Annotated in this window: 17 protein-coding genes and 1 tRNA gene; 13 read left to right on the top strand and 5 right to left on the bottom strand. The window is 62.4% G+C overall.

From position 1 onward, the window contains the following. Positions 1 to 38 precede the first annotated feature (38 nt). Complete coding sequence (locus AB8A23_RS04720) at positions 39 to 1247, bottom strand: CaiB/BaiF CoA transferase family protein (RefSeq protein WP_175369402.1); 1209 nt, start codon at positions 1245 to 1247, stop codon at positions 39 to 41. 222 nt (positions 1248 to 1469) lie between these two features. Then, the gene (locus AB8A23_RS04715) at positions 1470 to 1895 is read right to left on the bottom strand and encodes an organic hydroperoxide resistance protein (RefSeq protein ID WP_175369403.1); all 426 of its coding nucleotides are present in this window, start codon (positions 1893 to 1895) and stop codon (positions 1470 to 1472) included. A gap of 161 nt (positions 1896 to 2056) precedes the next feature. On the opposite strand from AB8A23_RS04715, the gene AB8A23_RS04710 reads away from it, so the two are divergent. Next, a complete protein-coding gene (locus AB8A23_RS04710) occupies positions 2057 to 2515 on the top strand; it encodes a MarR family winged helix-turn-helix transcriptional regulator (protein ID WP_175369404.1) in 459 nt (152 codons plus the stop codon). 69 nt (positions 2516 to 2584) lie between these two features. Here the strand turns inward: AB8A23_RS04710 and AB8A23_RS04705 are convergent. Together AB8A23_RS04705 and AB8A23_RS04700 are read right to left on the bottom strand one after the other, a co-directional pair. Beyond that, a tRNA-Ala gene (locus AB8A23_RS04705) sits at positions 2585 to 2660 on the bottom strand. 81 nt (positions 2661 to 2741) lie between these two features. Further along, complete coding sequence (locus tag AB8A23_RS04700) at positions 2742 to 3155, bottom strand: TIGR02300 family protein (RefSeq protein ID WP_068730321.1); 414 nt, start codon at positions 3153 to 3155, stop codon at positions 2742 to 2744. 147 nt (positions 3156 to 3302) lie between these two features. Between AB8A23_RS04700 and aroA the strand changes: the two genes are divergently transcribed. The 12 genes from aroA to AB8A23_RS04640 all read left to right on the top strand — a co-directional run bounded on the left by aroA (position 3303) and on the right by AB8A23_RS04640 (position 15425). Continuing rightward, positions 3303 to 4652: a 3-phosphoshikimate 1-carboxyvinyltransferase gene (gene aroA, locus AB8A23_RS04695; protein WP_309941351.1), complete on the top strand. Its 1350-nt coding sequence runs from the start codon at positions 3303 to 3305 to the stop codon at positions 4650 to 4652. 111 nt (positions 4653 to 4763) lie between these two features. Further along, entirely contained in the window at positions 4764 to 5402 is a 639-nt protein-coding gene (cmk, locus tag AB8A23_RS04690) for a (d)CMP kinase (protein WP_439060293.1), read from the top strand. Between the two features lie 262 nt (positions 5403 to 5664). Beyond that, entirely contained in the window at positions 5665 to 7368 is a 1704-nt protein-coding gene (rpsA, locus tag AB8A23_RS04685; RefSeq protein WP_068730324.1) for a 30S ribosomal protein S1, read from the top strand. A 201-nt stretch (positions 7369 to 7569) separates the two neighbouring features. Next, positions 7570 to 8550 carry a signal peptide peptidase SppA gene (gene sppA / locus AB8A23_RS04680; protein ID WP_439060294.1) on the top strand — a complete coding sequence of 327 codons (981 nt, stop codon included), beginning with the start codon at positions 7570 to 7572 and terminating at the stop codon, positions 8548 to 8550. Between the two features lie 161 nt (positions 8551 to 8711). Further along, on the top strand, positions 8712 to 9023 hold the full coding sequence (locus AB8A23_RS04675; protein ID WP_089266402.1) for an integration host factor subunit beta: 312 nt from the start codon (positions 8712 to 8714) through the stop codon (positions 9021 to 9023). An 87-nt stretch (positions 9024 to 9110) separates the two neighbouring features. Continuing rightward, positions 9111 to 9500, top strand: coding sequence for a LapA family protein (locus AB8A23_RS04670; protein ID WP_199711988.1), 390 nt, complete (start codon positions 9111 to 9113; stop codon positions 9498 to 9500). A gap of 57 nt (positions 9501 to 9557) precedes the next feature. Further along, the gene (locus AB8A23_RS04665) at positions 9558 to 10214 is read left to right on the top strand and encodes a phosphoribosylanthranilate isomerase (protein ID WP_309941335.1); all 657 of its coding nucleotides are present in this window, start codon (positions 9558 to 9560) and stop codon (positions 10212 to 10214) included. Then, positions 10214 to 11431 carry a tryptophan synthase subunit beta gene (gene trpB, locus AB8A23_RS04660; RefSeq protein WP_120287734.1) on the top strand — a complete coding sequence of 406 codons (1218 nt, stop codon included), beginning with the start codon at positions 10214 to 10216 and terminating at the stop codon, positions 11429 to 11431. The genes AB8A23_RS04665 and trpB overlap by 1 nt, the downstream gene beginning before the upstream one ends. Then, on the top strand, positions 11428 to 12264 hold the full coding sequence (gene trpA / locus AB8A23_RS04655; RefSeq protein WP_309941333.1) for a tryptophan synthase subunit alpha: 837 nt from the start codon (positions 11428 to 11430) through the stop codon (positions 12262 to 12264). The genes trpB and trpA overlap by 4 nt, the downstream gene beginning before the upstream one ends. Positions 12265 to 12369: 105 nt before the next feature. Next, the gene (accD, locus tag AB8A23_RS04650) at positions 12370 to 13299 is read left to right on the top strand and encodes an acetyl-CoA carboxylase, carboxyltransferase subunit beta (protein WP_175369410.1); all 930 of its coding nucleotides are present in this window, start codon (positions 12370 to 12372) and stop codon (positions 13297 to 13299) included. Next, positions 13296 to 14627 carry a bifunctional folylpolyglutamate synthase/dihydrofolate synthase gene (locus AB8A23_RS04645; RefSeq protein WP_439060295.1) on the top strand — a complete coding sequence of 444 codons (1332 nt, stop codon included), beginning with the start codon at positions 13296 to 13298 and terminating at the stop codon, positions 14625 to 14627. Before accD ends, AB8A23_RS04645 begins: the two co-directional genes overlap by 4 nt. A gap of 57 nt (positions 14628 to 14684) precedes the next feature. Then, positions 14685 to 15425, top strand: coding sequence for a metallophosphoesterase family protein (locus tag AB8A23_RS04640; RefSeq protein WP_439060296.1), 741 nt, complete (start codon positions 14685 to 14687; stop codon positions 15423 to 15425). 234 nt (positions 15426 to 15659) lie between these two features. Here the strand turns inward: AB8A23_RS04640 and trxA are convergent, their stop codons facing one another. After that, positions 15660 to 15980: a thioredoxin gene (gene trxA / locus AB8A23_RS04635; RefSeq protein ID WP_068734104.1), complete on the bottom strand. Its 321-nt coding sequence runs from the start codon at positions 15978 to 15980 to the stop codon at positions 15660 to 15662. Positions 15981 to 16044: the final 64 nt, after the last annotated feature.

Below are 16044 nucleotides of genomic sequence, written 5' to 3'. Positions count from 1 at the left end.
ACGAACGGGGCTGCGGATCGCGCAGCCCCGTGTTGTTCTTATCGCTTGCGCTCGGAGCCGCTCACGGTTCCTTTGGCGACCAGCTCCTTGATCTCATCACCGGAGTAGCCGAACTCGGTGAGGATCTCGTTGAAGTGCTCGTTGAACTTCGGCGGCACGTGGCGCAGGCTCGCTTTGGTGCGGTCGAAGCGGACCGGCGAGGCAACGCCCTTGTACCAGTCCTTCTCGATGATATCGCCGCGATGCTTCGTGTGGGCATTGGCGAGCGCCTTGTCGATCGACTGCACCGGGCCTGCCGGCAGGCCGGCGCCGAGCAGGCGCTCGCACAGCGGTGCGCTGTCGTGATCCTTCAGGATCGCTTCCAGCTCGGCACGCAGCGCATCGCGATTCTGCACGCGGTCACGGTTGCGTGCGAAGCGCACGTCCGTGCCGAGTTCCGGCTTGCCAAGTTCGCGGCACAGCTTCCGGAAGGTGCCGTCATTGCCGACGCCCATGAAGATATTGCCGTCGCGGGCAGCGAACACGGCATAGGGCACTAGGTTCGGATGCTCGTTGCCGGTCAGTGCCGGCGGCTTGCCACCGTTGTAGAAATAGTTCGCGGTATGCGGGTGCATGATCGCGAGACCGGTTTCGTACAATGTCGCCTCGACGAATTGACCGAGACCCGATTTGGCGCGCTCGGCGAGCGCCATCAGGATGCCGACGCAGGCATAGAGACCGGTCGCCATGTCGACAAGCGCGACGCCGATGCGGGTCGGGCCGCTGTCCTGTGAGCCGGTCGATGCCATCAGGCCGACCATCGACTGGATGATCGCGTCATAGCCGGGGTGGCCGCCATGCGGGCCATCGCCGCCGAAGCCGGAGATGCGGCAATGGATCAGCTGCGGGAATTTCTCGCGCAGGAAATCGTTGCCGATGCCCCATTTGTCGAGCGTGCCGGGCTTGAAGTTCTCGATCATCACGTCGGCATTTTCGAGCATCCGCATCAGCACAGTACGACCGCCCTCGGAGGCGAGGTCGAGACCGATCGAACGCTTGTTGCGGTTGGTGCCGATGAAATAGGCCGCATCGTCGTCGTGGAAGGGGGGGCCCCAGTCGCGCGTCTCGTCGCCGGCGGGCGGCTCGACCTTGACGACGTCAGCGCCGTGGTCGGCCAGGATCTGGGTGCAATAGGGTCCGCCAAGAACGCGCGACAGATCGATCACGCGCAGGCCGGCAATCGCGCCGGGAGCTATGGGCAAGCTCATTCAATCAGCCTTCTCTCAAGTGTCGTTGGGATATTTTTATGCCAGAGAGCATGTAAGGGCTGTCAGAGCTAGCGGGCTTCCGGCTGGTCAGCAATGGCCTTGTCCGGGCAGCGGCTATGGCCAGAGCGAGGGTATGGCGCAACCGCCAGACGAACGCGAACGGGCTCGGCCGATGGCCGAGCCCGTTCGTATCGAGAGTCAATTCGTTTGCGTCGCCGAAACTCAGACGATCACGGTGCGGACGTCGATATTGCCGCGTGTAGCGTTGGAATACGGGCAGATCTGATGTGCCTTTTCGACCAGCGCTTCGGCTTCCGCGCGCGGCAGGCCCGGCAGCGAGACCGCGAGTTCGACATCGAGGCCGAAACCGCCAGCCGAGCGCGGGCCGATGCCCACGGTGGAGGTGACCGACACATCGGCGGGTACCTTCGGGCCGCCCTGCGAGCCCACGAACTTCATCGCGCCGATGAAACAGGCAGCATAGCCGGCCGCGAACAGCTGCTCGGGATTATTGCCTGCGCCGCCTGCGCCGCCGAGTTCCTTCGGCGTGGTGAGTTTGACGTCGAGCGCGCCATCAAGCGTAGCGGCGTGGCCATCGCGGCCACCGGTTGCCTTGGCACTGGTCTTGTAGAGCACGTTGACAGACATGGTGTGTCTCCTCGTTGTTTGTACCTTGCCTCATTATAATTGCGCACAATTAGATTGTGCACAATACATAAAATGCGTGACGCAATCGAATTGTGCTCAACTGATCGTGAAGGGGTTGGGGTCTGGCGTCAGCTGTGGCCAAATAAGCTCCGGAGATCATCATGGCCAAGAAACCCGCACCTGTTCCGCTGCTGCAGCTCGATAACCAGCTCTGCTTTGCCGTCTATTCGACCGGCCACGCGTTCAACCGCGTCTACAAGCCGCTGCTGGACCGATTGAAGCTGACCTATCCGCAATATCTGGCGATGCTGGTGCTGTGGGAGCAGGACAATGTGCCGGTGAAGGACATCGGCGAGCGGCTGTTTCTCGATTCCGGCACGCTGACGCCGCTGTTGAAGCGGCTGGAAGCGGCCGGCCTGATCAAACGCACCCGCAGCATCGAAGACGAGCGGCAGATGCTGATCGCATTGACGGCGCAAGGTCAGGCGCTGCGTGAAAAAGCCAAGGCTGTGCCGCAGGGAATCCTCGCAGCGTCAGCCTGCACGGTCGGCGAAATGGCTGCGATGAAAAATGAACTCGTGGCGCTACGTGATCGGCTGAACGCAGCGCTCGGGGATTAGCGCGGTCATTCTCTACGAGGATGGGTTGGTGCGGCTTGCCGAGCCGAAGCTCGCGAAGCGAGCGAAGGATGGTGGAGCCAGGCGGGATCGAACCGCCGACCTCTTGCATGCCATGCAAGCGCTCTCCCAGCTGAGCTATGGCCCCAATACCTGCGACGCACTGGGTGGGGCGTCGCGCGGCAAACCAAGATCACATATCAGGAGTGATCTCAAGTCTCTTCTGAGCTTAACTTTCTTCGTCGCCCGAGACGTCGCCGATGATGTCGGTCACGTCCTCATCGCCTTCTTCTTCGTCGGCAATGAAGGTCGAATCATCGTCCTCATCGTCATCGATCGTGTCATCGACTTCGATATCGTCCTCGGATTCCAGCACGGCAGCCTTCTTGCCGGTATTTTCCTCGGCGTCGGCTTCCTCCAGCGAGACCAATTCTTCGCTCTCGGCGGCTTCCGGAGTTTCTGCGGCGGCAGATGCTGCAGCTGCGCGTGCAGCTGCATCCGCGCGGGTCCGCGGCGGCGCAATCGGCGCAATCGGCACAACCTCGCCCGTATAAGGCGAAATCACCGGGCTCTTGTTGAGGTCGTAGAACTTCTTGCCCGTCGTGGGGCAAATGCGTTTGGTTCCGAGATCGGATTTGGCCACGTGAAGGGTCCTGGGGATTTTTTGAAAAACGGTGCTTCACTTGGCTAGTTGACGCGCCCCTGTCAATAGCGGTTTGCGTGAGAATGACCGCTGCGTGACGCAGCGTGGCTCATATGCTACGAGCCGCCTGCGCGAAGGAACACAATCTTGACCCAATCAGACACAGCCGCCGCCCAGCCGACCCCGCTGACCGCGCGAAAATCCGGCGCCCTGCGCGGCTCTGCCCGCGTGCCCGGCGACAAGTCGATCTCGCACCGGGCTCTTATTCTGGGTGCCTTGGCGGTCGGCGAGACCCGGATTACGGGGCTGCTGGAGGGCGAGGACGTCCTGAATACCGCCAAATCGATGCAGGCGCTGGGCGCCAAGGTCGAACGAACAGGCGATTTTGCGTGGAAGGTCAACGGCGTCGGCGTTGCCGGCTTCGCCGCGCCCAAGGCGCCGCTGGATTTCGGCAATTCGGGTACCGGGTGCCGGCTGGTGATGGGGGCGGTCGCGGGCTGTCCGATCGAGGCGACATTCGATGGCGACGCGTCGCTGCGCAGCCGACCGATGCGCAGGATCGTTGATCCGTTGGAGCTGATGGGCGCCAAGGTCACCGCGAGCCAGGACGGCGGGCGTCTGCCGTTGACGCTCAAAGGCGCGCGTGATCCGCTGCCGATCGTCTATCGTACCCCGGTAGCTTCCGCCCAGATCAAGTCAGCCGTGCTGCTGGCCGGCCTGTCGGCCCCGGGCACCACCACGGTCATCGAGACCGAGGCCAGCCGGGACCACACCGAGCTGATGCTCAAGCATTTCGGCGCCGAGATTACTTCCGAAAAAGAAGGCGCGCACGGCCGCAAGATCACGCTCACCGGCCAGCCCGAATTGAAGGGTGCCGATGTCGTGGTGCCGGCAGATCCGTCCTCCGCAGCATTCCCGATGGTTGCGGCATTGATCGTGCCGGGCTCCGAGATCGTACTCACCGATGTGATGACCAATCCGCTGCGCACCGGGCTGTTCACGACGTTGCGCGAGATGGGCGCATCCATCGAGGAAAGCGATATCCGCGGCGATGCCGGCGAACCGATGGCGCAGTTCCGGATCAAGGCCTCGAAGCTGCACGGCGTCGAAGTGCCGCCGGAGCGCGCGCCGTCGATGATCGACGAATATCTGGTGCTGGCTGTGGCTGCGGCGTTTGCCGAAGGCACGACCATCATGCGCGGGCTGCAGGAGCTGCGCGTGAAGGAATCCGACCGTCTGGAAGCCACTGCGGCGATGCTGCGGGTCAACGGCGTTAATGTCGAGATTGTTGGCGATGACCTCATCGTGCACGGTGACGGTCGCGTTGCCGGTGGCGGCCTCGTCGCCACCCATATGGATCACCGCATCGCCATGTCGGCACTGGCCATGGGCCTCGCCTCGGACAAGCCGGTGACCATCGACGACACGACATTCATCGCCACCAGCTTCCCCGATTTCATCCCGATGATGCGTCGGCTGGGTGCTGATTTCTCCTGAAGGTTGCCGGCGTGGATATTTCCGGAGACGGGTGCTAAGCCCGCGCAGGTCGCGCGAGCCTGGCTCCCGATCCACCGCCATTCATCGTGACAAGACGAGCACGCGCAACGCATGATCATTGCTATCGACGGTCCCGCCGCATCCGGAAAAGGCACGCTGGGCAAACGGCTTGCGCATCATTACGGCTACCGGCACCTCGATACCGGCGTGATCTATCGCGCTGTCGCCAAGGCGCTGCTCGATCTCGGCGCGGATCTGACCGATGAGGCGCAGGCCGTGGCTGTCGCCAGTGAGCTCGACCCCGAGAAATTCGGCAATCCGGCGCTGAAGACCCAGGAAGTCGGCGATGCGGCCTCTGTGGTCTCGGCCATCCCCCGGGTGCGCGAGGTCCTTTTGAACTTCCAGCGGCGTTTTGCCGAGGATCCGCCGGGAGCGGTGCTCGACGGCCGCGACATTGGAACCGTGATTTGCCCCCATGCGGACGTGAAGATCTTCGTGGTGGCGGATGCCAGGGTCCGCGCCCGCCGCCGCACCCTGGAGGCTCTTGGACGGGGCGAGGTGGCCGATGAGGCCGCCGTGCTGGCGGATATCATCAGGCGCGACGAACGCGACCAGAACCGCCCGATTGCGCCTCTGAAGCCGGCCACGGATGCATACTTGCTGGATAACTCCAATTTGGATATAGAAGGCGGCGTCCGGGCCGCCATCGACATTGTCGAGGCCGTCCGAGCGGGCCGGCAACGGGTCTGATTTTTCTTTCTTTCCGAAAGACGTCAGACAAAACCGTTGCCGTCATTGGAGGAAAGCCCGCTCCCGATCTCGAGCTGCGATACGCGCTTCAGGCTCCGGACACCATCAAGACCCTACCCACGTTTCGATCGTGAAGGCATGCTGCCGGCCCGTTCTTGCATCCTCCTGCAAGGCGGTCGTTAGAGGTTGCGGACCCCTGACACTTCACATTTGAGACGCCCATTAACCCGAACGGCCGGCGATACCCGCATCTGGAGAACAAATGGCTTCGACTGCTTCTTCGTATAATCCTTCCCGCGATGATTTCGCGGCAATGCTCGACGAGTCCTTCGCGGGCGGCAACCTTCAGGAAAGCTCTGTCATCAAGGGCATCGTGGTTGCGATTGAAAAGGACATGGCCGTCATCGACGTCGGCCTGAAGACTGAAGGCCGTGTGGCACTGCGCGAATTCGCCGGTCCCGGCCGTGACAGCGAACTCAAGGTCGGCGACGAAGTCGAAGTGTTCCTCGACCGGATCGAAAACGCACTGGGCGAAGCCGTTCTGTCGCGCGACAAGGCCCGCCGCGAAGAGAGCTGGGGCAAGCTCGAGAAGGCCTTCAACAACAACGAGAAGGTTCACGGCGTCATCTTCAACCAGGTCAAGGGTGGCTTCACCGTCGATCTTGACGGTGCAGTGGCCTTCCTGCCGCGTTCGCAGGTGGACATTCGTCCGATCCGCGACGTCGCTCCGCTGATGAACAACTCGCAGCCGTTCCAGATCCTCAAGATGGATCGCCGCCGCGGCAACATCGTCGTGTCGCGTCGTACGGTTCTCGAAGAGACCCGCGCCGAACAGCGTCAGGAACTGGTCCAGAACCTCGAAGAGGGTCAGGTCATCGACGGCGTCGTCAAGAACATCACCGATTACGGTGCGTTCGTTGACCTCGGCGGTATCGACGGCCTGCTGCACGTCACCGATATCGCGTGGCGCCGCGTCAACCATCCGACCGAAGTGCTCACCATCGGTCAGACGGTCAAGGTCAAGATCATCAAGATCAACCACGAGACCCACCGTATCTCGCTCGGCATGAAGCAGCTGCTGGACGATCCGTGGCAGGGCATCGAGGCGAAGTACCCGCTGAACGCACGCTTCTCGGGTCGCGTCACCAACATCACCGACTACGGCGCATTCGTCGAACTGGAGCCGGGCATCGAAGGCCTGATCCACGTGTCGGAGATGTCGTGGACCAAGAAGAACATGCACCCCGGCAAGATCGTTTCGACCTCCCAGGAAGTCGAAGTGCAGGTTCTCGAAGTCGACAGCGTCAAGCGCCGCATTTCGCTCGGTCTCAAGCAGACCATGCGCAATCCATGGGAAGTGTTCGTCGAGAAGTTTCCGGTCGGCTCGACCGTCGAAGGCGAAGTCAAGAACAAGACCGAGTTCGGTCTGTTCCTGGGTCTCGAAGGCGACGTGGACGGCATGGTCCATCTCTCCGACCTCGACTGGAAGCAGCCGGGCGAGCAGGTCATCGACAACTTCAAGAAGGGCGACATGGTCAAGGCCATCGTCCTCGACGTGGATGTCGAGAAGGAGCGCATCTCGCTCGGCGTCAAGCAGCTCGAAGGCGACCCCTTCGCAGAGCCGGGCGACGTCAAGAAGGGCGCTGTCGTGACTTGCGAAGTGATCGAAGTGAAGGAATCCGGCATCGACGTTCAGATCGCCGGCACCGACTTCACGACCTTCATCAAGCGTTCGGAACTGGCGCGTGAGCGTTCGGATCAGCGCGCTGAGCGTTTCGCTGTCGGCGAAAAGGTCGATGCCCGCGTGATCCAGTTCGATAAGAAGGCCCGTAAGGTCCAGGTGTCGATCAAGGCTCTCGAAGTGGCAGAAGAGAAGGAAGCCATCGCGCAGTACGGATCGTCGGATTCGGGCGCGACCCTCGGCGACATTCTCGGCAAGGCGCTCAAGCAGAGCACCGACAAGTAAGCGCGCAAGTAAGTTTCGACTCACTTGTTGCTACCAATTGGGCCCCGGTTTCACCGGGGCCCTTTTTGCTGTTTCGACCATGTTTTCTTCATATTGCCTCGCAATTGATGTATTTGAGATACCTCAAGTAAACGCTGCCCGGACGACAGATGCAGCATCCGCCAGACGCAAGCTCTCCCGAGGGCTTCCAGGAGATTTCCGATGTCGCTTGATTCCGATGTGATCGTCGATCGCCGCAGGATACGTCGCAAGCTGACGTTCTGGCGCGTGGCGGCGGTGCTGGTCGCGGTCGCTGCGGTGGTCGTCGTCGGCGTCGTCGTGACACGATCGGGCTCTGAGGCGCTGTCGTCGTCGGGGGCGATCGCGCGCATTAAGATCGAGGGCCTGATCCAGAGCAACAATGATCGCGTCGAGGCGCTGGAGCGGCTGGAGAAGTCATCCGCGGCAGCGGTGGTGGTACATATCAATTCGCCGGGCGGCACCACGGCTGGCTCCGAGCAGCTCTATGACGCGCTGATGCGCCTCAAGGCCAAGAAACCGATGGTCGTTGTCGTCGAGGGCCTGGCCGCATCGGGCGGCTACATCGCGGCACTCGCATCCGACCATATCGTTGCGCAGCAGAGCTCGCTGGTCGGCTCCATCGGTGTTCTGTTCCAGTTTCCCAATTTCACGGGGTTGATGAAGACCGTCGGTGTCGAGGTCGAGCAGGTCAAATCCTCGCCCCTGAAGGCGGCGCCCAATGGTTTCGAGCCGACCAGCCCGGAGGCGCGGGCAGCGCTTGAATCGCTCGTGAAGGACTCCTATGGCTGGTTCCGTGGGCTTGTGCAGAGCCGCCGCGCCATGGATGACGCGCAACTACAGAAAGTCGCCGATGGCCGTGTTTTTACGGGGCGCCAGGCCGTGGACCTCAAGCTGATTGATCAGCTTGGCGACGAGAAAGCCGCCGTGGCGTGGCTGGTAGCCGAGAAGAAGATCAAGAGCGATCTGCCGGTTCGCGACTTCAAGCTGACGCCTAAATTCAGCGATTTCACCTTCCTGCGCGCTGCTGCGACGATCACACTCGATGCAGTGGGTCTCAACGCGATCGCGCGGCAGGTCGAGCAGGCGGGCCTCGCGCAGGCCATGGACGGCTTCGGTCTCGATGGCATGCTGGCGCTGTGGCGGCCGGCCACCACCAACTAGGGAACTGCTCGTCCTGTTCTTTCCGCACTGCAAGGAAGGCTGCAACAACGGTTTCGGGCATTTGTCACGCATTTTCGAAGGTGCCCGAATTCATTTAGCGTCTTGACAGTTCAAGGCATTTTCACGGAAATGCATCCTCCCGTTCAGAGTCCAACGTCTCGATGATCAAATCCGAACTCGTTCAACGCATCGCTGAGCATAACCCGCACCTCTACCAGCGGGATGTTGAGAACATCGTGAATGCGATTCTCGATGAGATCGTGGCTGCGCTGGCACGCGGTGACCGTGTCGAACTCCGCGGCTTCGGTGCATTCTCGGTGAAGCATCGCCCCGCCCGTGCAGGCCGCAATCCGCGGACTGGCGAGCATGTTCCGGTAGACCAGAAGAGTGTTCCGTTCTTCAAGACCGGCAAGGAAATGCGCGAGCGGCTCAACCGTGAGAATGGTGCGCCGGAAGCCAGCGCGGCGTCATAAAGAACTTTGAGGTAGCGCGCATTCGGGCCGACAGGTCTGAGCCAATTAGCGGCATGCGCGCCCGCATCGCCTTCGCGAGAGACGTTGATGCGCAAATTCTTCTCAGCCCTGGTGATCATCCCCCTCGCGATCGTCTTCGTCGTGTTCGCCGTCGCCAACCGTCATATGGTCACGGTCTCCTTCGATCCGTTCAACAGCAGCGATCCCGCGGTCGGTGCCACGATGCCGCTATTCGTTGTGATCATCCTGTCGGCCATCCTGGGCGTCATCGCAGGGGGAATGGCGACCTGGTTCAGGCAAGGGCACTGGCGCCGCGCAGCACGTCAGCATGAGGCCGATATTAGGCGGGCCCGTGCAGAACTGGCCGATCTGCGCGCCCATACCGCGACCACGTCACGGAACGGTGTGCAGCGGCTTCCGGCGCCGGGTTCCTCCTATATGGCCGGTGAGCGAGACAAGTCCGGCGCGACGTTGTAGAACCCCGCGCATAGGCTTTTCCTGCCATTTCCGGTATTGCCAGCGGCCATTTGAAGCATGTCTCTGATCGTCAAAATCTGCGGCCTGTCCACTCCGGAGACGCTCGATGCGGCTCTGGTCGGCGGCGCGGATATGGTCGGCTTCGTGTTCTTTCCGCCGTCGCCGCGTCACGTCACGCTCGATGTTGCGCGGGTTTTGGGCAAGCAGGCGAAGGGCCGCGCCGTGAAGGTCGCGCTGTCGGTGGATGCCGATGACGCGGATCTCGAAAACAGTATCGATGCCTTGGGCCCCGATATCCTGCAGCTCCACGGCAACGAAAGCGTGGCGCGGGTGCGTGATATCAAACAGAAGTTCGGCCTTCCGGTGATGAAGGCGCTCGCCGTCGAGACCAGGGCCGATCTCGCTGCATTGCCCGGCTATGCCGCGGTCTGCGATCGCATCCTGTTCGATGCCAAACCGCCGAAGGATGCGACGCGTCCGGGTGGTCTCGGCGCGGTCTTCGACTGGCATCTGCTCGAAGGCCTAGATCTGAAGCTGCCCTTCATGGTGTCGGGCGGCCTCAATGCCGCCAACGTCGCCGAGGCCCTGCGCATCACGCGGGCCGGCGGTGTCGATATTTCGTCCGGCGTGGAAAGCGCGCCGGGCATCAAGGATCCCGACATGATCCGCGCTTTCATCCGCGCCGCGCGCGCAACGGAAGAGTTGACGACCTGATGACTCAAGCCATTCCCAATTCCTATCGGTCCGGTCCCGACGACACCGGTCACTTCGGCATTTTCGGCGGCCGCTTTGTCGCCGAGACGCTGATGCCGCTGATCCTCGACCTGCAGAAGGCCTATGAGGACGCCAAGGCCGATCCCGCCTTCCGCAAGGAGATGGATGGTTATCTCAAGGCCTATGTCGGCCGCCCGTCGCCGCTCTATTTCGCGGAACGTCTCACCGAGCATCTCGGCGGCGCAAAAATCTATCTGAAGCGCGAGGAGCTGAACCACACCGGCTCGCACAAGGTGAACAATGTGCTCGGCCAGATCATGGTTGCGCGCCGCATGGGCAAGAAGCGCATCATCGCCGAGACCGGCGCCGGCCAGCATGGCGTGGCGACGGCGACGCTCTGTGCGCGCTTCGGCCTCGAATGCATCGTCTATATGGGCGCAGTGGACGTCGCGCGTCAGCAGCCCAATGTGATCCGCATGGAAATGCTCGGCGCCAAGGTGGTGCCGGTGCAGGTTGGTGCGCGCACGCTGAAGGATGCGATGAACGAGGCGCTGCGCGACTGGGTCACCAATGTGCATAACACGTTCTATTGCATCGGCACCGTCGCCGGCCCGCATCCGTATCCGATGATGGTGCGCGACTTCCAGTCGATCATCGGCGAGGAAACTCGCGTGCAGATGCAGGAGATCGAAGGTCGTTTGCCGGATTCGCTGATCGCCTGCATCGGCGGTGGCTCCAATGCGATGGGGCTCTTCCATCCGTTTCTTGATGATCCCTCGGTTGATATCTACGGCGTCGAAGCGGCGGGCCACGGGCTCACCAACCTGCACGCCGCATCGATCGCTGGCGGCCGTCCCGGCGTGCTGCATGGCAACCGCACCTATCTCCTGATGGACGAAGACGGCCAGATCCAGGAAGGCCATTCGATCTCCGCCGGCCTCGATTATCCCGGCATCGGCCCCGAACATTCGTGGCTGCATACGATCGGCCGCGTGAAGTATCTGTCTGCGACCGACGAGGAAGCGCTCGCCGCATTCCAGTTGCTGTCGAAACTCGAAGGCATCATCCCGGCGCTGGAGCCGGCCCATGCCCTCGCCAAGGTGAGCGAACTCGCGCCAACGCTGCCGAAGGATCACCTGATGGTCGTCAACCTCTCCGGCCGCGGCGACAAAGACGTCCCGCAGGTCGGCGATATCCTGAAGGGCAGGCAGTCGTGACCACCCGCATCGATACCCGTTTCGCCGAACTCAAGGCCGAAGGCCGCGCGGCATTCGTCACTTTCGTGATGGCCGGCGATCCCGATCTTGCAACCTCGCTCGAGATCGTCAAGGCGCTGCCGAAAGCCGGTGCCGACATCATCGAGATCGGCATGCCTTTCACCGATCCGATGGCCGATGGCCCGTCGATCCAGGCCGCCGGCCTGCGCGCGCTGCAGGGCGGCATGACGCTGCGCAAGACGCTGCAGCTCGTGCGCGATTTCCGCGCCGCTGACGACAAGACGCCCATCGTCCTGATGGGCTACTACAATCCGATCTATATTTACGGCGTCGACAAGTTCCTGCCCGATGCCAAGGCGGCCGGCGTGGATGGTCTGATCATCGTCGACCTACCGCCGGAAGAAGACGCAGAGCTCTGCCTGCCGGCAATCAAAGCCGGATTGAACTTCATCCGTCTGGCCACGCCGACCACCGATGACAAGCGCCTCCCGGCGGTGCTCGCGAACACGTCGGGCTTCGTCTATTACGTCTCGGTCACCGGCATCACCGGCTCGGCCAGCGCGGATTCATCCGTCGTGAGCACGGCCGTGGCGCGGATCAAGCGCCATACCAAGCTGCCGGTCTGCGTCGGTTTTGGCATCCGGACGCCGGAAGCCGCGCATGACATCGCCCGGCATGCCAATGGCGCCGTGGTTGGTACCGCGCTGATCGATGCGCTGAAAGGCTCGCTGGACGCCGATGGCAAGGCCACGGCCAAGACTGTCAGTGCGGTCGCCGATCTGGCCGCAGCCCTCGCCCAGGGCGTTCATGGGGCCAAACAGGCTGCGGAATAAGCCACAATTGGCCTCCATCAACCGGGAACAACGGTTGCCGGGCTCCGTCCCGGCCGCCATATAGATATCAGAGCGACGCATCATCTCAGCGACGCGGAGACACATATGAACTGGCTCACCAACGTCGTCCGGCCGAAGATCCGCAGCATCCTCAAGCGCGATACGCCCGAGAACCTCTGGATCAAGTGCCCGGATACAGGGCAGCTCGTGTTCTACAAAGACGTCGAGAGCAACCAGTTCGTCATTCCCGGCTCGAACTATCACATGCGCATGGGCGCCACCGCCCGCATGAAGTCGATCTTCGACAACGAGACCTGGTACGACGTGGCGCTGCCCGAAGTGATCGCCGATCCGCTGAAGTTTCGCGACGAGCGCAAATATGTCGACCGCATCAAGGATGCCCGCACCAAGACCGGCATGAACGATTCGGTGAAGGTCGGTTACGGCAGGATGGAAGGCTCCGGCGTCGTCGTCGCCGTACAGGATTTCGATTTCATGGGCGGTTCGCTCGGCATGGCTGCCGGTGAAGCGCTGGTGCGCGGGCTCGAACTCGCGGTCGAGAAGAAGTCGCCCTTCATCGTGTTCGCAGCCTCCGGCGGCGCCCGCATGCAGGAAGGCATTCTTTCGCTGATGCAGCTGCCGCGCACGACTGTTGGCGTACAGATGCTGCGCGAGGCCAAGCTGCCTTACATTGTCGTGCTGACCAACCCGACCACCGGCGGCGTCACCGCGTCCTATGCCATGCTGGGCGATGTGCAGATCGCTGAGCCCGGCGCGCTGATCGGCTTTGCCGGTGCGCGCGTGATCGAACAGACCATTCGCGAAAAGCTGCCGGAAGGTTTCCAGCGCGCTGAATATCTGCGTGACCACGGCATGATCGACATGGTCGTGCATCGCCACGATCTGAAGCCGACGCTGGCGCGCCTGTGTCGCCTGCTGACGAAGTCTCCGGCCATTGCGAGCCCGCCGCGCGCGGAGAGCATTCCGGCCGAGATCCTCGTGGCTCCGGACGCGGTGCCGGCCGCTCACGCGTGAGCACCTCCGCGCCGCCATCGTCGCCCGAACTCGGCGAGATTCTGGCGCGGCTCTCGAAGCTGCATCCGAACGCCATCGATCTGTCGCTGGACCGCATGCAGCGGCTCATGGCGCAGCTCGGCAATCCCGAGCGCAAGCTGCCCCCGGTCATTCATGTGGCCGGCACCAACGGGAAGGGCTCGACCATCGCCTATCTGCGCGCGATCTGTGAGGCCGCAGGCCTGCGCGTTCACGTCTATACCTCACCGCATCTCGTCCGCATGAATGAGAGCATTCGCCTTGCTGGCACCTTGGTGAGTGACGACGCATTGCGTGACGCGTTCGCGCATGTCGAGACGATCAATGCCGGCGCTCCGATCACGCTGTTCGAGGCTGAGACCGCCGTTGCGTTCGGTCTGTTCGCAAAGTCTCCCGCCGATATCGTGCTACTCGAAGTCGGCCTCGGCGGGCGGCTCGATGCGACCAACGTGATCGAAACGCCCGCCGCCTGCGTGCTCACGCCGATTACCATCGATCACACCGACTTCCTCGGCGACACGCTCGCGAAAATCGCAACCGAGAAAGCCGGCATCATCAAGCGCCGCGTGCCGGTCATCACGGCCGAGCAAGCGCCTGATGTAACCGATGTGATCGAACAGCAGGCGCGCAGGATGCATGCGCCGCTTGTGAGCGCCGGGCAGGAATGGCACGTCAATATCGAGCGCGGCCGCCTCGTGTATCAGGATGATCGCGGGTTGATGGATATTGCTGCGCCGCGGTTGTTCGGGCGCCATCAGTTCGGCAATGCGGGTCTGGCGATTGCGGCATTGCGCGCGCTGGATATCTTCAAGATCGATCCTGCCGCCTATGAAACCGGTGTGGCGCGCGCCGAATGGCCAGCGCGGATGCAGCGGCTGACGTCGGGCAAGCTTGTCGCGGCGGCGCCTGCCGAATCCGAAGTCTGGCTCGACGGCGGTCACAATGCCGATGGCGGGCGCGTCATTGCAGCCGCGCTCGGCGATCTCGAAGAGCGCGTGCCGCGGCCGCTGGTGGTGATCGCCGGCATGATGGCCAACAAGGATGCGACGGGCTTTCTGGCGAATTTCGCCGGCCAGACCCGCCATATCATCGCCGTGAAAATCCCCGGCCGCGACGGCGTCATGGCACCGGATGCGCTGGCCGACGCCGCGCGGAGTCTCGGCATGCGCGTCGAGACAGCGCCGAGCGTCGCCGATGCGCTGCAATCCCTCACCCGGCTCGCCTATGAAGTGCCTCCGCGGATCCTGATTGCAGGCTCGCTCTATCTGGCCGGTCATGTACTTGCGGAGAACGGCACGCTCCCTGCATAGAACGGCATCGATACAAGTGATCTCTGATCGATCTTTGCTTGATTTTAGGGAGGTTCGATGCGCTTCGCTGCCATTGCCGATGTTCACGGCAACCACTTTGCCCTTGAGGCGGTTGTCGCCGATATCCGTACCCAAGGCATCACCGACATCGTCAATCTTGGCGATATGGCCAGCGGTGCGCTCGATGCGCGCCGTGCGGTGGACATCATGATGGGCCTCAATGCCACCAATGTCCGCGGCAATCATGATCGTTACATCACCGACTACAAGCTTGACGACATGTGGCCGTCCGATCGGCTGGCCCACAGCCAGCTAGAACCAGAGCAGATGGACTGGCTGCGCGCGCTGCCCTTCAGCACGATTTATCAGGGCGAGGTCTATCTCGTTCACGCGACGCCCGATGACGACAACACCTACTGGATGGAAGCGGTGACCCCCGAAGGCATCGTGCATATGGCCGCGATCGAAGCCATCGAGGAAAAGGCCAAGGGCATCACGCAATCGCTGATTCTCTGCGCGCATACGCATATCGCGCGGTCGGTGCGGCTTCGCGACGGCCGCATGATAGTCAATCCGGGCAGCGTAGGCGGCCCCGGCTATCGCGACGTCACGCCCTATCCGCATACGCTGGAAGTCGGCACGCCGGATGCCTGCTACGCGATTATCGAGAAGGCGGGCGAGCGATGGCAGGTGACGTTCCGTCAGGTGCCGTATGATCACGCCGCGATGGCCGAACTGGCGTTGCAGAACCAGCGAGCGGAATGGGCGAGCGCGCTGGCGACCGGGTGGATCAGGTAGACGAGACGGTACACCCTCTCGACTGTCATCCCCGCGAGGGCGGGGATCCATACACGCCGAGAGCATAGTTGAAATGCTGTAGTCACGGCTCGGCCGTTTCAAACACACTGATCGTGGCTATGGGTCCCCGCCTTCGCGGGGACGACAGCTGAGAGGGCCCAGTTCCATCACCCAAACAAAAACGGCCGGTGAGGTGATCACCGGCCGTCGAATTCTCAGAGATGAAGCGCGCGATCACACCGCGGCGCTGATCCACTGCTGCAGCTTCGCCTTCGGCGCGGCGCCGACTTGGCGCGAGGCCATTTCGCCGCCCTTGAAGATCATCAGCGTCGGGATCGACATCACGCCATACTTGGAGGCAGTCTTCGGGTTCTCGTCGACATTGAGCTTCAGGATGGTGACCTTTTCGCCCATGGCAGCGGAGATTTCGTCGAGCGCCGGCGCGATCATGCGGCACGGGCCGCACCATTCGGCCCAGAAGTCGATCACGACCGGGCCGGTCGCCTTGAGCACTTCTGCTTCGAAATCGGCGTCTGTCACCTTGCCAACGGCCATGTTCGTATCCTCGTCCTGTTCAATGAAAGGCGCGCCAGAAGATTCGCGCGCTGGAATGATGCAT

Origin of the sequence: Tardiphaga sp. 619_E2_N8_4 (assembly GCF_051810905.1) — a bacterium.
GTDB classification, from domain to species: Bacteria; Pseudomonadota; Alphaproteobacteria; order Rhizobiales; family Xanthobacteraceae; genus Tardiphaga; species Tardiphaga robiniae.
This window is presented reverse-complemented; position numbering and strand designations above follow the sequence as displayed.

What these genes read in the sequence shown, in the direction of transcription:
- AB8A23_RS04720 (WP_175369402.1), bottom strand. Translation starts at nt 1,247, where the DNA reads ATGAGCTTGCCCATAGCTCCCGGCGCGATTGCCGGCCTGCGCGTGATC.
- AB8A23_RS04715 (WP_175369403.1), bottom strand. Translation starts at nt 1,895, where the DNA reads ATGTCTGTCAACGTGCTCTACAAGACCAGTGCCAAGGCAACCGGTGGC.
- AB8A23_RS04710 (WP_175369404.1), top strand. Translation starts at nt 2,057, where the DNA reads ATGGCCAAGAAACCCGCACCTGTTCCGCTGCTGCAGCTCGATAACCAG.
- cmk (WP_439060293.1), top strand. Translation starts at nt 4,764, where the DNA reads ATGATCATTGCTATCGACGGTCCCGCCGCATCCGGAAAAGGCACGCTG.
- rpsA (WP_068730324.1), top strand. Translation starts at nt 5,665, where the DNA reads ATGGCTTCGACTGCTTCTTCGTATAATCCTTCCCGCGATGATTTCGCG.
- sppA (WP_439060294.1), top strand. Translation starts at nt 7,570, where the DNA reads ATGTCGCTTGATTCCGATGTGATCGTCGATCGCCGCAGGATACGTCGC.
- AB8A23_RS04675 (WP_089266402.1), top strand. Translation starts at nt 8,712, where the DNA reads ATGATCAAATCCGAACTCGTTCAACGCATCGCTGAGCATAACCCGCAC.
- AB8A23_RS04670 (WP_199711988.1), top strand. Translation starts at nt 9,111, where the DNA reads ATGCGCAAATTCTTCTCAGCCCTGGTGATCATCCCCCTCGCGATCGTC.
- AB8A23_RS04665 (WP_309941335.1), top strand. Translation starts at nt 9,558, where the DNA reads ATGTCTCTGATCGTCAAAATCTGCGGCCTGTCCACTCCGGAGACGCTC.
- trpB (WP_120287734.1), top strand. Translation starts at nt 10,214, where the DNA reads ATGACTCAAGCCATTCCCAATTCCTATCGGTCCGGTCCCGACGACACC.
- accD (WP_175369410.1), top strand. Translation starts at nt 12,370, where the DNA reads ATGAACTGGCTCACCAACGTCGTCCGGCCGAAGATCCGCAGCATCCTC.
- AB8A23_RS04640 (WP_439060296.1), top strand. Translation starts at nt 14,685, where the DNA reads ATGCGCTTCGCTGCCATTGCCGATGTTCACGGCAACCACTTTGCCCTT.
- trxA (WP_068734104.1), bottom strand. Translation starts at nt 15,980, where the DNA reads ATGGCCGTTGGCAAGGTGACAGACGCCGATTTCGAAGCAGAAGTGCTC.